This is a genomic window from Oerskovia rustica, assembly GCF_014836555.1.
Taxonomy (GTDB): Bacteria; Actinomycetota; Actinomycetes; order Actinomycetales; family Cellulomonadaceae; genus Oerskovia; species Oerskovia rustica.
Map to the genome: position 1 here is coordinate 25,114 of NZ_JACSQQ010000029.1, position 12,490 is coordinate 37,603.

Annotated in this window: 10 protein-coding genes and 2 tRNA genes; 8 read left to right on the top strand and 4 right to left on the bottom strand. The window is 73.2% G+C overall.

The features are described from left to right. The 3 genes from H9652_RS15200 to H9652_RS15210 all read right to left on the bottom strand — a co-directional run. Positions 1–1,674, bottom strand: a 1,674-nt coding sequence (locus H9652_RS15200) for a glycosyltransferase family 2 protein (RefSeq protein ID WP_318244198.1), incomplete at its 3' end; no start/stop codon positions are given. A 420-nt stretch (positions 1,675–2,094) separates the two neighbouring features. After that, positions 2,095–3,573, bottom strand: coding sequence for an MFS transporter (locus tag H9652_RS15205; protein ID WP_191796994.1), 1,479 nt, complete (start codon positions 3,571–3,573; stop codon positions 2,095–2,097). Between the two features lie 313 nt (positions 3,574–3,886). Continuing rightward, a tRNA-Pro gene (locus tag H9652_RS15210) sits at positions 3,887–3,960 on the bottom strand. A 207-nt stretch (positions 3,961–4,167) separates the two neighbouring features. On the opposite strand from H9652_RS15210, the gene H9652_RS15215 reads away from it, so the two are divergent. The 7 genes from H9652_RS15215 (at position 4,168) to H9652_RS15245 (ending at position 10,494) form a co-directional block, all read left to right on the top strand. After that, positions 4,168–5,616: a peptidase M16 family protein gene (locus H9652_RS15215; protein WP_225228311.1), complete on the top strand. Its 1,449-nt coding sequence runs from the start codon at positions 4,168–4,170 to the stop codon at positions 5,614–5,616. 69 nt (positions 5,617–5,685) lie between these two features. After that, positions 5,686–5,759 (top strand) — tRNA-Gly (locus H9652_RS15220). Between the two features lie 558 nt (positions 5,760–6,317). Next, positions 6,318–7,253, top strand: a complete 936-nt coding sequence (gene cysK / locus H9652_RS15225) for a cysteine synthase A (protein ID WP_191796996.1) — start codon at positions 6,318–6,320, stop codon at positions 7,251–7,253. Next, a complete protein-coding gene (gene epsC / locus H9652_RS15230; RefSeq protein WP_191796997.1) occupies positions 7,253–7,861 on the top strand; it encodes a serine O-acetyltransferase EpsC in 609 nt (202 codons plus the stop codon). Before cysK ends, epsC begins: the two co-directional genes overlap by 1 nt. A 103-nt stretch (positions 7,862–7,964) precedes the next feature. Then, a complete protein-coding gene (locus H9652_RS15235; RefSeq protein ID WP_138824892.1) occupies positions 7,965–8,318 on the top strand; it encodes a GntR family transcriptional regulator in 354 nt (117 codons plus the stop codon). Further along, a complete protein-coding gene (locus H9652_RS15240; RefSeq protein ID WP_191796998.1) occupies positions 8,315–9,307 on the top strand; it encodes a DUF1648 domain-containing protein in 993 nt (330 codons plus the stop codon). Before H9652_RS15235 ends, H9652_RS15240 begins: the two co-directional genes overlap by 4 nt. A 137-nt stretch (positions 9,308–9,444) precedes the next feature. Then, positions 9,445–10,494: an LLM class F420-dependent oxidoreductase gene (locus H9652_RS15245; RefSeq protein ID WP_191796999.1), complete on the top strand. Its 1,050-nt coding sequence runs from the start codon at positions 9,445–9,447 to the stop codon at positions 10,492–10,494. A gap of 82 nt (positions 10,495–10,576) precedes the next feature. On the opposite strand, the gene H9652_RS19890 is transcribed toward H9652_RS15245, so the two are convergent. Further along, on the bottom strand, positions 10,577–10,948 hold the full coding sequence (locus H9652_RS19890) for an MGMT family protein (protein WP_318244199.1): 372 nt from the start codon (positions 10,946–10,948) through the stop codon (positions 10,577–10,579). Between the two features lie 175 nt (positions 10,949–11,123). Between H9652_RS19890 and H9652_RS15255 the strand changes: the two genes are divergently transcribed. Then, positions 11,124–12,464, top strand: a complete 1,341-nt coding sequence (locus tag H9652_RS15255; RefSeq protein WP_191797001.1) for a GNAT family N-acetyltransferase — start codon at positions 11,124–11,126, stop codon at positions 12,462–12,464. Positions 12,465–12,490 lie beyond the last annotated feature (26 nt).

The following is a 12,490-nucleotide window of genomic DNA, read 5'->3' on the forward strand; positions in this document are numbered from 1 at the left end:
GGGGGGCCGGGGGGGCGCCAGGACCGGGAGCCCCGCCATGACGAGCGGCACCGAGACGTAGGCGTAGAACCCGGCGAGCAGGATCATGGCCCAGTACCTGTCGACCCCGTACGCCGCGACGCCGCGGGAGATCCCCACGGTCCACGCGACCGTCCCGACGACGAGGGTCGCCACCATGACGCGCGCGATGGTCCGCGCGAGGGCGCTCGACGACCCCTTGCCGCCCGTCGGGACCCATCCCGCATGGTGGCCGACCACCGCGTGCCCCAGCACGACGAGATGGCTGAAGCTCTGTGCGAGCTGTACCCGCAGGACCTCGGGGCGCCACCGTGTGCGATGGACGACCGGGTACAGGACCAGGAGCACCCACAGGCTCGGCAGGAACACGAGGAGGCTCGTCGGGCTGACCTGTTCGGGGTACCAGAAGCACATGACGACGGACGGGACGTACAGGTTGAGGGCGAACAGCGCCGTCTCGGAGTAGTAGACGAACCCTGCCCACACCGCGAGACGCTGACGCCGGTCGAGGCCCGACCTGGCCTTCGGGCCGTCCGCGACGAGCGCGACCGAGCCGTTGGCCCAGCGGTACTGCTGGGTCAGGAACGGTCCGAGCTCGTCAGGGCACAGTCCGCGCGCCAGCCGCACCGGGACGAAGCGCGTGACGAAGCCCGTACGCAGCAGCCCGATCCCGGTGTACATGTCCTCGCTGTGGTCGATCTCGGGGAATCCTCCGATCGTGTCGAGCGCCGACCGCCGGTACAGCGCGTTGGTGCCGCAGCAGACGGTGGCCCCGTAGCGGTCGCGCGACGGCTGGACCCAGCGGTAGAAGATCTCCTGCGTCGCCCCGGCCGTGCGCTGCAGCCAGCCCATGCGCTCGTCGGTGTCGAAGTCCTGCGGGCTCTGGACGATGCCGACCGTCGGGTCGTCCAGGTAGGGCACGAGGTGGTGCAGGAAGTCCGGCCGGGGGCAGAAGTCGGCGTCGAAGATCGCGATCACGTCCCCCTCGGTCACCGCATAGGCCGACCGCAGGTTCCCGGCCTTCTTGAGGTGCCCCCGGTCGGGGCGCACCCGGTAGCGGAACCCGTGCCGCTCGGCCAGGTCCGCGACGCGCGGGTCGGCACCGTCGTCGAGCACCCAGACCTCGACCACGCCTGGCCAGTCGAGCCGGGCGACGTGGCGGAAGGTGTTGTCGAGCACCTCGACGTCCTCCCCGCACACGGGCAGGTACACGTCGACGGCGGGGTGCGCCTCGGGCGCCCAGGAGGTGATCGTCCGCTCGTGCGAGGCGCGCGTGACGCGTCCCCTCGCGGTGCCGGTCAGGAGCCACAGCGTGATGCTCACGAGGGTCAGCGCGACAGTGAGGTAGAGCCACCAGAGCCACGGCGAGCGCGCGGCGAACACGCAGACCGCGACGAGGATCGGCAGGGTCGCCGCGACACCGACCGGCTGGACCCAGCGCTGGGCCCGGGCGAGGTCCTGGTAGACGTCCTCGTCGGCGGGCGGCGAGGGCAGCAGGGGGTGGGCACCCGTCGGTGGGCGCGTCGGCGGTGCGGGGAGGTGGTCGGGTTCCGGGGAGGGCGCACCCTCGTGGAGCGGGCGACCCGACCGGTCGTGGGTGGCCGGTGGTCGACCGGCCTGGTGCGGGGTGGGTCTCGTGCCGTGCAGCAGTGTCACAGGTGTTCTCCGCTTCGATACCAAGTGACGCCCGAGGGCGTGGGATGGCTCGCCGCGGCGACGCTGACTCGGCGGCAACCGGTCCGGGAGACCGATATGGGAGGAACGCTAACGATTTACACCCAGGCGTTCCCGACAAAACGACCAAAACCATCACGGCGTCTCACCCCATAAGACGAATTGGGGTGGTTTGTCAGATTGCTGCAGCGCACAGCAGCGGTTGCAGGCGCGATCAGAGCCAACCGGTCGGCATCTCGTGACGCCCGTGACGGTCCCAGGACACGCGTGGCGCGCCGCCCCCTCCCCCGCGCGACGGCGCGCCCCGGGGACGACGAAGGCCCCCGGGCCGGGGGCCGGACCGGACGATTGGGCGGCGCGCAGGAGTTCGACGGCGGTCTCCGACGTGTCGACGACCAGCCCTCACTCGGCGTGGGTGGCGGCTGCGGGTTCGTGGACCTCCGACACGCGACGCCCGGCCGCCCGACAGGCCACAGCGCCGTCGGGGGCCCGGCGGCGACACACGACCGCGCCCATGACCGACCCCACGACGAGCAGCGCAGCCGCCGCGTACATCTCGGCCGCGTAGGCGGGCTCCCCACCGTCACGCGTCACCGCGACCGCGACCCCGACCGCGCTCATCACAGCGACCCCGACCGCCCCACCGATCTCGGAGGCCGAGTTCAGGAGCGAACCGGCGACACCAGCCTCCTCCTCGCCGATCCCACTCATGGCGAGCTGGGTGCCCGAGACGAAAGCCGGTCCGATCGTGGCGCTCACGAAGAGCAGCGACGGAAGGGTGAGCACTGCATACGGGGCTCCGCCCGCCGAGGCGAGCGGGACGATCCCCACAGCCGAGGCGAGCAGCCCCGCGACGGCTACTCGTCGCGCTCCGAACCGGGCGATGAGCCGGGGAGCGAGCTGGGTCGAGAACACCATCCCGACGGGGTAGGGAAGCACTGCGAGTGCGGCCTCCATCGGCGTCATCCCGCCCTCCTGCTGCATCTGCTGACTGAGCACGACGAAGACTCCGGTGAGCCCGAGCGCACCGGTGCCCACCGTGAGGAGGCCGAGCAGCCGGTCACGCGAGGCGAGAACTCCGGGCGGGACGAGCGGGTGCTCCGTGCGGCGCTCAGCGAGGAGGAAGCCTCCCGCGCTCGCCCCGGCGACCGCAAGTGACGCCAGGGTGCTCCACGCGCTCGCCCCGGTCCCAGCGCGAGTGATCGTGACGAGCAGCGCGCCGACGGCGAGGACGACGAGCAGAGCGGCCAACGGGCGAATCGGGCCTGTCGAGCGCCGACGTGCCGTAGAGGAAGCGGGAAGAGCGAGGAACGCCCCGCCGATCGCGACGACGGCGATCGGAACGGAGGCGAACATGGCCCACCGCCACGACCAGGCGTCGGTGAGCAGCCCGCCGAGAAGCAGGCCGGCCCCGCCTCCCGCCCCGGTGACCGCGCCGTAGACGCCGAACGCCTTCGCACGCGACACAGGATCGACGAAGGCAGTCGACAGCAAGGCAACCGCGGACGGAGAGACGAAGGCTGCGGCGGCACCCTGCGCCGCCCGCCAGAGGAGGTAGGCCGAACCGGAGGTGGCGAGCCCGGAACCGATCGCAGCGAGAGCTGTCACGGCCAGCCCGGCCACGAAGACGTTGCGGTGACCGAGCGCGTCACCGACGCGTCCTCCCAGGAGCAGGAGTGCTCCGAAGGCGAGGAGATAGACGGTGACGACCCAGGACTGGTCGGAGGGACCGATACCGAGGTCGGAGACGAGACTGGGGAGCGCGACATTGATGATCGCGTTGTTCATGATGACGAGGAACTGGGCGGAGCCGATGACGGCGACCGGCGCCCAGAACCTCGAAGCGGGCGCGGCGGAGCCTGCGCCGGTACGAGCGGACATGGGTGTAGGGACCTTCACGAGACGCGCGAGCGGCACTCCGACGACGTGGTCAGCCGGGTGCGGCTACAGGGTGAATGGGGAGCTCGTGCTCGCGTGGGCGAGCCGGTTCACACTCTCGTGATCCAGACGAGGCCGCGTGGTCTGCGGTCGCGGCAGCGCGCGCCCAGTCCCAAGCCCCAGTCCATACCGGGAAGGCTATCAGTCCGATCCTGGTCGATCCTGCTCGTCCGGCGGCCAGGTGCGGACGCCGTCCCCGGGGACGACGAAGGCCCCCGGTACTGCGCAGAGGCAGGGCCGAGGGCCTTCGTGCTCGTCGGGGTGACAGGATTTGAACCTGCGACCTTCCGCTCCCAAAGCGGACGCGCTACCAACCTGCGCCACACCCCGAACGTGCCGTCCAGCGCCTGGAAGGTCCCTGAGGACCGCCGAGGGCGACGGGCACTCGGCAAGTGTACGGGGTCGACGTGGTAGAAATGCGCCACTGTTCCGACGTCGACGGGTCCACCGATGAGCTCCGCCACACCGCCTCGTGCCGACCTCGCCGGACCCGGGGCCGTACCGGGGACCGCACCTGTGGCCGTCCCCGAGATTCGCGTGCCCGCGCCCAGCACGACGTCGGGATTTCTCGTCTTCGGCACCGGGCGGCTCGACGAGTCGTTCGCGCGGGGCGGCATCGTCCATCTCCTCGAGCACCTCGTCATGCGCCGCCTCGGGGCGCTGGACATCGAGGCCAACGCGACCACCGCACCGCACCACCTGTCGTTCGAGGCGCACGGCACACCGGGCGTGGTCAGGGAGTTCCTGGAACGCGTCGTCGCCGCGATCGCGGGGCTCGGCACGCTCACGGACGAGGAGGTCCTCGCCGAGAAGCGGGTGATCGACCACGAGATGAGGTCGTGGAGCCCCCACCCGTCCCTGTACGCGATCCGCGAGCGGCTCGGCGTGCGCGGTGAGGCCCTGGGCGCGGTCGACCCGCCCGGCCGCTGCTTCCTCACGACGGCCGAAGTCGTCGACCACGCACGACGCCACCTCGTGCGCGAGAACGCGATGCTCGTGGTCGTCGGGGACGCCCCCGAGAGCATCGACCTCGGAGCCCTCCCCGCGGCCACGACGACACTCCCCGACAGGGGCGCGCTCACCCTGCTGCCTCTCGTGACCCCCGGCTTCGTGCGCCGGCCCGGCGCACCGGTCAGCATCTCGGTGCTCGGTTCGCGTGCCGACCCGCGCCACACGGTCGCGGTCAACGTCCTCGACGTCCTGCTGTACGAGCGCGTGCGCACCGAGGAACAGCTCGCCTACCTGGCCGAGGTGGACACGCAGGACCTCGACCACGACCTGAACCAGGTCACCTTCGTGTGCGACGCCGTCGAGGACGACGCCGCGGCCGCCGCCCTCACGGTCGTCCGCCTCCTGCGCAGGATCGCGGCCGAGGGCCTGCCCGACGGCATCCTCGAGCGAGGGCGGCACAGGGCGCTCGCGCTGCTCGACCACCCCGGCTGGATCGCGGCGCGCGCGCACGAGGACGCCGCGCGCACGCTCCTGGGACGCCTCGTGGTCCCGCTCGACCAGGAGCGCGCCCAGGTGCTCGCGACCTCGGGCGAGGACGTGCGGTCCTGGCTCGCCGACGCCCTCCCGAGCCTGCTCGCCGTCCTCCCCGACGAGAGCGACCCGAAGCTCGAGGCCGAGCTCCGCTCGATGGGCCTCGTCCTGGCAGACCCGCCGCCACCGCCGATGACGGGACGGTCCTTCCGTCCGAAGCCCTTCCGCGGGACCCCGTCCAGGGTCCGGCTCGTGCTCGACGAGCACGCGATCGGCGTCGTCGGACCGGAGCTGAGCGTCGCGGTGCCCGACGAGGACCTGGTGGGTGTCGAGGACACCGCCGAAGGGTTCCTGGTCGTCGGCGTCGACGGGACGACCATCCCCGTCGCGGTCGGCGACTGGTGGGGCGCGAGCGCGCCGCTCGCGGCCTACCTCGCGCGCGTACCGGCCGGTCTGCGCGTCCCCGACGCGGCGACCTGCCCCTGCCCGCGGCCGGATCGGTGACACGAGGAGGGCCGGAACTTTGCTAAGGTAGCGCCGCAGACCTCGCCACCACGGCGTGCGTTCCTCTGCGCGGATGTAGCTCAATGGTAGAGCCTCAGTCTTCCAAACTGATCACGCGGGTTCGATTCCCGTCATCCGCTCCAGCGCGACACGACGGCGGCTCCGAGATCCTCGGGGCCGCCGTCGTCGTTCTCCTTCGCCGCCGCCCTGGCGACCAGCAAGCGCCCCCGACGACGGACGTGCCCCGCCCGCCCCGCGACGGGAAGGAATGTCGGCCTCGCGGCGTTGGGTCGACATGCCCTCTTCCACGTCAGCGCACCATGACAGGGATGAGACAGCATTGCAGCGCGGTCCGGGGGCCGATAGCCTCGGGCCAGACACCAGGACTTCGCAGGGCACCGCGCCGGCACGGCAGCGGGCGGCGCCTGCGAGCGACGGCACAGGACGAGGAGGGCGACCATGACCACGCGTCACGCCGACTCCTCCCGCGCGGTGAGCATCCCCGCGCGCGCCCTGTCCTGTTGTCCGTGTCGCCCCTGTCGCTAGAGCGCTCCCTTCCCCCACGGTCGGCGCTCCCTCCGACGACAGGCCCCCGTGGCGCGTCTGCCCGGCGCAGCCCCGTGCCACCCCTGCACAGCTCCCGCTGATCCCCCCTCGGTCCCGGCTCTCCGCCGCAGGCCACCAACGATGAAGAGGAAGTCATGGCACGCATCTACGACGACGTCACGAAGCTCGTCGGCAACACGCCCCTCGTCCGCCTGAACAAGCTCACCGAGGGCCTCGGCGCCACGGTCGTCGGCAAGCTCGAGTTCTACAACCCCGCCAACTCGGTCAAGGACCGCATCGGTGTCGCGATCATCGACGCGGCCGAGGCCTCGGGCGAGCTCAAGCCGGGCGGCACGATCGTCGAGGCGACCTCCGGCAACACCGGCATCGCCCTGGCCATGGTGGGCGCTGCCCGCGGCTACGACGTCGTCCTGACGATGCCCGAGACCATGTCGAAGGAGCGCCGCGCCCTGCTGCGCGCGTTCGGCGCCGAGCTCATCCTCACGCCGGGCTCCGAGGGCATGAAGGGGGCCGTCAACAAGGCCGACGAGATCGTGGCCGAGCGCGAGGGCGCCATCTTGGCCCGCCAGTTCGCCAACGAGGCGAACCCGGCGATCCACCGCGCCACGACGGCCGAGGAGATCTGGGCCGACACGGACGGCGAGGTCGACATCGTCGTCGCCGGCATCGGGACGGGCGGCACCATCACGGGCGTCGGTCAGGTCCTCAAGGAGCGCAAGCCGGGCGTGCAGATCGTCGCCGTCGAGCCCGAGGAGTCCGCGATCCTCAACGGCGGCGCCCCGGGTCCGCACAAGATCCAGGGCATCGGCGCGAACTTCGTGCCGGAGATCCTCGACACGACCGTGTACGACGAGGTCATCGACATCAACGCCGAGACCGCCGTCGAGTACGCGCGTCGCGCCGCCAAGGAGGAGGGCCTGCTCGTGGGCATCTCGTCCGGTGCCGCGATCGCCGCGGCGCTGCGCCTCGCGGAGCGCCCCGAGAACGCCGGCAAGCTCATCGTCGTGATCATCCCGTCGTTCGGCGAGCGCTACCTGACCTCCGTGCTGTACGCCGACCTGCTGGACTGATGAGACCTCCCAGTCCCCTGCGACGCTTCCTGAGAGTTCTCAGGGAGGACCTCGAGGCCGCCCGCCACCGCGATCCCGCGGCGCGGAACGGCCTCGAGGTCGCGCTCGTCTACCCCGGTCTGCACGCGGTCTGGACCTACCGGCTCACGCACCGCATGTGGCGTGAGCCGGCCCTGCGCCTGCCCGCGCGCGTGATCGCGCAGATCGCCCGGGCGGCCACGGGCGTGGAGATCCACCCGGGAGCGAAGATCGGGCGGCGGCTCTTCATCGACCACGGCATGGGCGTGGTCATCGGGGAGACGGCCGTCGTGGGTGACGACGTGCTGCTCTTCCACGGGTCGACCCTGGGTGGCCGGTCCATGAAGCGCGGCAAGCGGCACCCGACGTTGGGTGACCGGGTCGTCGTGGGCGCCGGGGCCAAGATCCTCGGACCGGTGTGGGTCGGGGACGACGTCCAGGTCGGGGCCAACGCCGTGGTGGTCAAGGACGTGCCGGCCGGATCGGTCGCCGTGGGGGTGCCCGCGCGCAACCGCGTCCCGCAGCCGGCCGTACCGCCGGCGGTCGACCCGGTCGAGGACCCGTCGTTGCTCATCGAGTACGTGATCTGAGCCGCTGAGGGCCGTTCGACGAGAGGGGCGACGCCGTGCGCGTCGCCCCCCTCGTCGAACACCATTGTTCTAGTTGCACAGTAACAACTAGTAATATGGCGACATGATCTTCCGCATCGACCCCACCGCGGGCGAGCCGCTCTTCGCGCAGCTCGCGGCCCAGGTGCGCCTCGCGGTCGCCGCGGGCACGGTGCACCCCGGCGAGCGGCTCCCCGCAGCCCGCGACCTCGCGGCCTCGCTCGACCTCAACGTCCACACCGTGCTGCGCGCCTACCAGGACCTGCGCGACGAAGGCCTCGTCGACCTGCGCCGCGGACGCGGCGCGGTCGTCACGGCCCAGGCCGCGCACGACTACACGGACCTGCGAGCGGCGATCGACGCCGTCGTACGGGAGAGCCGCGCGCTCTCCCTGCCCCCCGAGACCACCCTCGCCCTGCTCAAGGAGGCACTGCGATGACCACCACGACCGGCACCCGCCACCGGACCCCCGCCCCGCACCGCCTGTCCACCACGCTCCTGGGCCTGGCGCTGCCCCTCGCGGTCCTGGCCGCGAGCGCCGCGGTCGCGTTCTCGTGGCGCGACGACCTGCCCGACCCGGTCGCGACGCACTGGGACGCCGCCGGGACCGCTGACGGGTTCGCGTCGCTCGCGGCGAGCGCCGTGGTCCCGCTCGTGACCGGCGCGGTCCTCACGGTGGGTCTCTGGCTCGTCGGCTGGTTCTTCGGCCAGTCCGCGTCGAACCGCCGGACGGCCGTGGGGGTGAGCGCGGGCACGGCGACGTTCCTGGGCGCGACGCTGCTCGGCACGCTCTGGGTGCAGCGCGGGCTCGACGACGCCGCGCAGGCCTCCGGGGTGGGCGCGGCCATCGCGGTGGCCCTCGGCGCGGGCCTCGTGGCAGGTGTCCTGGCCGGGCTCGTCGCGCCGCGCGACGCCCGTCGGCCCGCCGAGGGGCCGGTCTCTCCGGCCGACCCGCGCGCCCCGCTGGGCGCCGACGAGCGCGCCGCCTGGATCCGCACGGCCCGCGGCGGGCCGGGCTTGGCCGTCGCCGGTGCCGCCGTGGTCGGGACGCTCGTCCTCGTGGTCGTCACAGGCCTGTGGTGGATGATCGTGCTCCCCGTGGTCCTGGGGCTGGTCATGGCCTCGATGATGTCGTGGACCGTGACGGTCGACGCGTCGGGGCTCGAGGTGCGCTCGGTGCTCGGGGTGCCGCGCACGGTCGTGCCGCTCGACGAGGTCGAGGGCGCGCGCGAGGTCACGGTCGACCCGTTCCGGGAGTTCGGCGGCTGGGGCTGGCGTGCCGGTCGCGGGGGCCGCGTGGGCATCGTGGTCCGCAAGGGGCCGGGCCTGGAGGTCCGGCGCACGGGCGGGCGCGTGCTCGTCGTGACGGTCGACGACGCCGCGGCAGGGGCGGCGCTCCTCACCTCGCTCGCGGACCGGGCACGGTAGGTCGAGGGGCCGGTCGAGGGGCACGGTAGATTGAGCGACGGTTCCTAGGACTCCCGGTCCTGGGAACCGTCGCTCGACGCACGTCGGGCACGCGGACCCGTCCGCACCTCAGCGCCGAGGAACAACGAGGAGAACGCATGCGCATCGGCATCCACACCGGCTACTGGTCGGCCGGCCCCCCGCCCGGGATCCAGGAGGCGGTCGTCGCCGCGGACCGTCTCGGGGTCGACTCGGTCTGGACCGCAGAGGCCTACGGGTCCGACGCGTTCACGCCGCTCGCCTGGTGGGGCTCGCACACCTCGCGCATCCGGCTCGGCACCGCGGTCGCGCAGATGTCCGCACGCACCCCCACCGCGACCGCCATGGCCGCCCTGACGCTCGACCACCTCTCGGGCGGCCGGGCGATCCTCGGGCTGGGGGTCTCCGGCCCGCAGGTCGTCGAGGGCTGGTACGGCCAGCCCTACCCCCGCCCGTTGGCCCGCACGCGCGAGTACGTCGAGATCGTGCGCGAGGTGATCGCCCGCCAGGGCCCGGTCACCTACGACGGTCAGTTCTACCAGCTCCCCCTCACGGGCGAGGGCACCACGGGTCTCGGCAAGGCGCTGCGCTCGACCGTGCACCCGCTGCGGCCCGAGATCCCGATCCACCTCGCGGCCGAGGGACCCAAGAACGTCTCGCTCGCGGCCGAGGTCGCGGACGGCTGGCTGCCCCTGTTCTACAGCCCCCGCATGGACGCGATGTTCCGCGGGCTGCTCGACGACGGCTTCGCGAAGCGCTCGGCCGAGCGGTCCCCCGCGGCCGACTTCGAGGTCTCGGCGACGGTCCCGGTCGTGGTGGCCGACGACGTCGAGCAGGCGGCCGACACGGTGCGACCCTTCATCGCGCTCTACGTGGGCGGCATGGGCGCCAAGGGGGCGAACTTCCACCGCGACGCGCTCGACCGGCTCGGGTACTCGGACGCGTGCGACGAGATCCAGGCGCACTACCTGGCCGGCCGCAAGGCCGAGGCCGTCGCAGCGGTCCCCACGGCCCTGGTCGAGGACGTGGCCCTCGTCGGTCCTGCGGCCAAGATCGCGCACGACCTCGAGGCGTGGCGCGCGACCGCGGTCACAACGCTCCTCGGCCAGGGGGACCCGACGGCGGTGCGCACCGGCGCGGGGCTGCTCGCCCCGGTCCCGGGTCGCTGAGCCGGACGAGCGGCCGGACACCCGGCCGCAGTCGCCGCTGAGTGCGGGCCGGCTGTCGCGACCCGCGACGGCTGCTCCGTACTCAGCGGTCCGGGTCCTGCTCCGGGAACCAGACGGCCCGCCGCAGGTCCACGCGCTCGCCGCCCGGGCGCAGCGGACAGCCCTCGGCGCGCAGGTTCGCGAGCGCGGTCCCCAGGTGGTGCGCAGGGGGCGAGCCGGCCGCGTTGACGACGCGCCACCAGGGCAGCCCGGGGCCGCCGGGCCCGTCGCCGTCGGCACGTGCGAGGACCTGCCCCACCTGTCGCGGACCGCCCCGACCGAGGGTCTCCGCGACGATCTCGGCGACGAGCCCGTACGTCATGGCCCGCCCGGGCGGGATCGACGCGACGAGGGCCAGCACGGCGTCGGCGTACTCCTGGCGGGCGACCTCCGCGCCTGCCGGCCGTCCGGCCACCCGCTCCTGCTCGCGCGCCTGGTTCACCGGGCGAGCGTACCTGCGCTCGTCCCCACTCCGCCGAGAAGCGAGCGGCTGCCCCCGGTCCGTCTGATGCAGGGGCACGTACTCACGTGGCGATGCCTCGCTGCGAATTCCTCTGGCCCTGCCCCCACCGGCCCAGCAGGATGGGTCCATGACCGAACCCACCCACCGTCCCCTGCCCGCCGGCTACCGCCTCACGTCGTTGACGGAGGCGGACAAGCGCGCCGTCCTCGAGGTCGACACCTGGGCGTTCCCGTCCGAGGTCGACCTCGACGAGCAGGTCCAGCACCCGCTCCCGCTCACGTGGTCCCGGACGTTCGGGGTCGTCAGCGACCACGAGGACGCCGACGCCGTCCCGTTCGACGGCGCGGTCCCGACCGTGAGCGAGCTCGCGGCCATGCACGCCTCGTACCCGTTCGCCGAGTTCCCCGTCCCGGGCGCGACGCTGCCCGTGAGCGGCCTGACGTGGGTCGGGGTCCATCCGCAGCACCGCCGTCGCGGCATCCTCAGCGCCATGATCGACGTGCACTTCGAGCAGGCGAGGGCCGCTGGCGAACCGGTCTCGGCGCTCTTCGCGGCCGAGGCCGCCATCTACGGCCGGTTCGGCTACGGCCAGGCAGCCCAGGACCTGCGCCTGACGATCCCGCGCGGCGCGGCGCTGCGGGACGTCCCCGGCGCCGACGAGCACACGGTCCGCATCGAGAAGGCCGACCGGGCGCGGCACGGCGAGCTCGTCGACTCGCTGCACCGCGCGGCGGGCGCGGACCCGGGCGGGCACGGCACCGGCGTCAACCGGCCCGGCTGGGTCACGCGTGAGTCGCCCGAGCTCCAGGAGGCCTGGTGGTCCGACCCGGCGGCGTTCCGCCGTGGCCGCGAGTCGCAGCGCATCGTCGTCGTCGAGCGGGACGGCGAGCCGCGCGGCTACGCGACCTTCCGCCGCAAGCTGTCCTGGGAGACGACCGGTCCGCGCGGGACCGTGAGCACGGGCGAGGTCGTCGCGCTCGACGCCGCGGCCGCGCGCGCCCTGTGGGGCGTCCTGACGGACCTCGACCTGACGAGCGAGGTCGAGCCGTTCATGATCCCCGTGGACGACGTCGTCACGCACCTCCTCGTGAACCCGCGGGCCGCGGCGGGCCGGGTCGCGGACAACCTGTGGGTCCGCGTGCTCGACGTCCCCGTGGCCCTCGCGGGGAGGCGGTACGCGGGCGACGTCGACGTGGTGCTGCACGTGAGCGACGCGCGGGTCCCGGAGAACTCGGGGCACTGGCGCCTGCGCGCCACGGCGTTCGGGGGCGCGGCGTGCGAACGTACCGAGGACCCGGCCGACCTGTCGCTCGACGTGCGCGAGCTGGGCTCGGCGTTCCTGGGCGGCGTCTCGCTCGCCTCGCTCGCGACGGCCGGGCTCGTGTCGGAGCACCGTCCGGGTGCGCGCGCCGCGGCGAGCGCCGCGTTCGGCTGGCCCGTGGCGCCCGTCTCGAGCTGGGTGTTCTGACGGGTCCCGCGCCGGGGGGGGGGGGG

Excerpts from the sequence above, each read along its gene's own strand:
- epsC (WP_191796997.1), top strand. The coding sequence starts at position 7,253 with ATGAGACCTCCCAGTCCCCTGCGACGCTTCCTGAGAGTTCTCAGGGAG.
- H9652_RS15245 (WP_191796999.1), top strand. The coding sequence starts at position 9,445 with ATGCGCATCGGCATCCACACCGGCTACTGGTCGGCCGGCCCCCCGCCC.
- cysK (WP_191796996.1), top strand. The coding sequence starts at position 6,318 with ATGGCACGCATCTACGACGACGTCACGAAGCTCGTCGGCAACACGCCC.
- H9652_RS15240 (WP_191796998.1), top strand. The coding sequence starts at position 8,315 with ATGACCACCACGACCGGCACCCGCCACCGGACCCCCGCCCCGCACCGC.
- H9652_RS15255 (WP_191797001.1), top strand. The coding sequence starts at position 11,124 with ATGACCGAACCCACCCACCGTCCCCTGCCCGCCGGCTACCGCCTCACG.
- H9652_RS15205 (WP_191796994.1), bottom strand. The coding sequence starts at position 3,573 with ATGTCCGCTCGTACCGGCGCAGGCTCCGCCGCGCCCGCTTCGAGGTTC.
- H9652_RS15235 (WP_138824892.1), top strand. The coding sequence starts at position 7,965 with ATGATCTTCCGCATCGACCCCACCGCGGGCGAGCCGCTCTTCGCGCAG.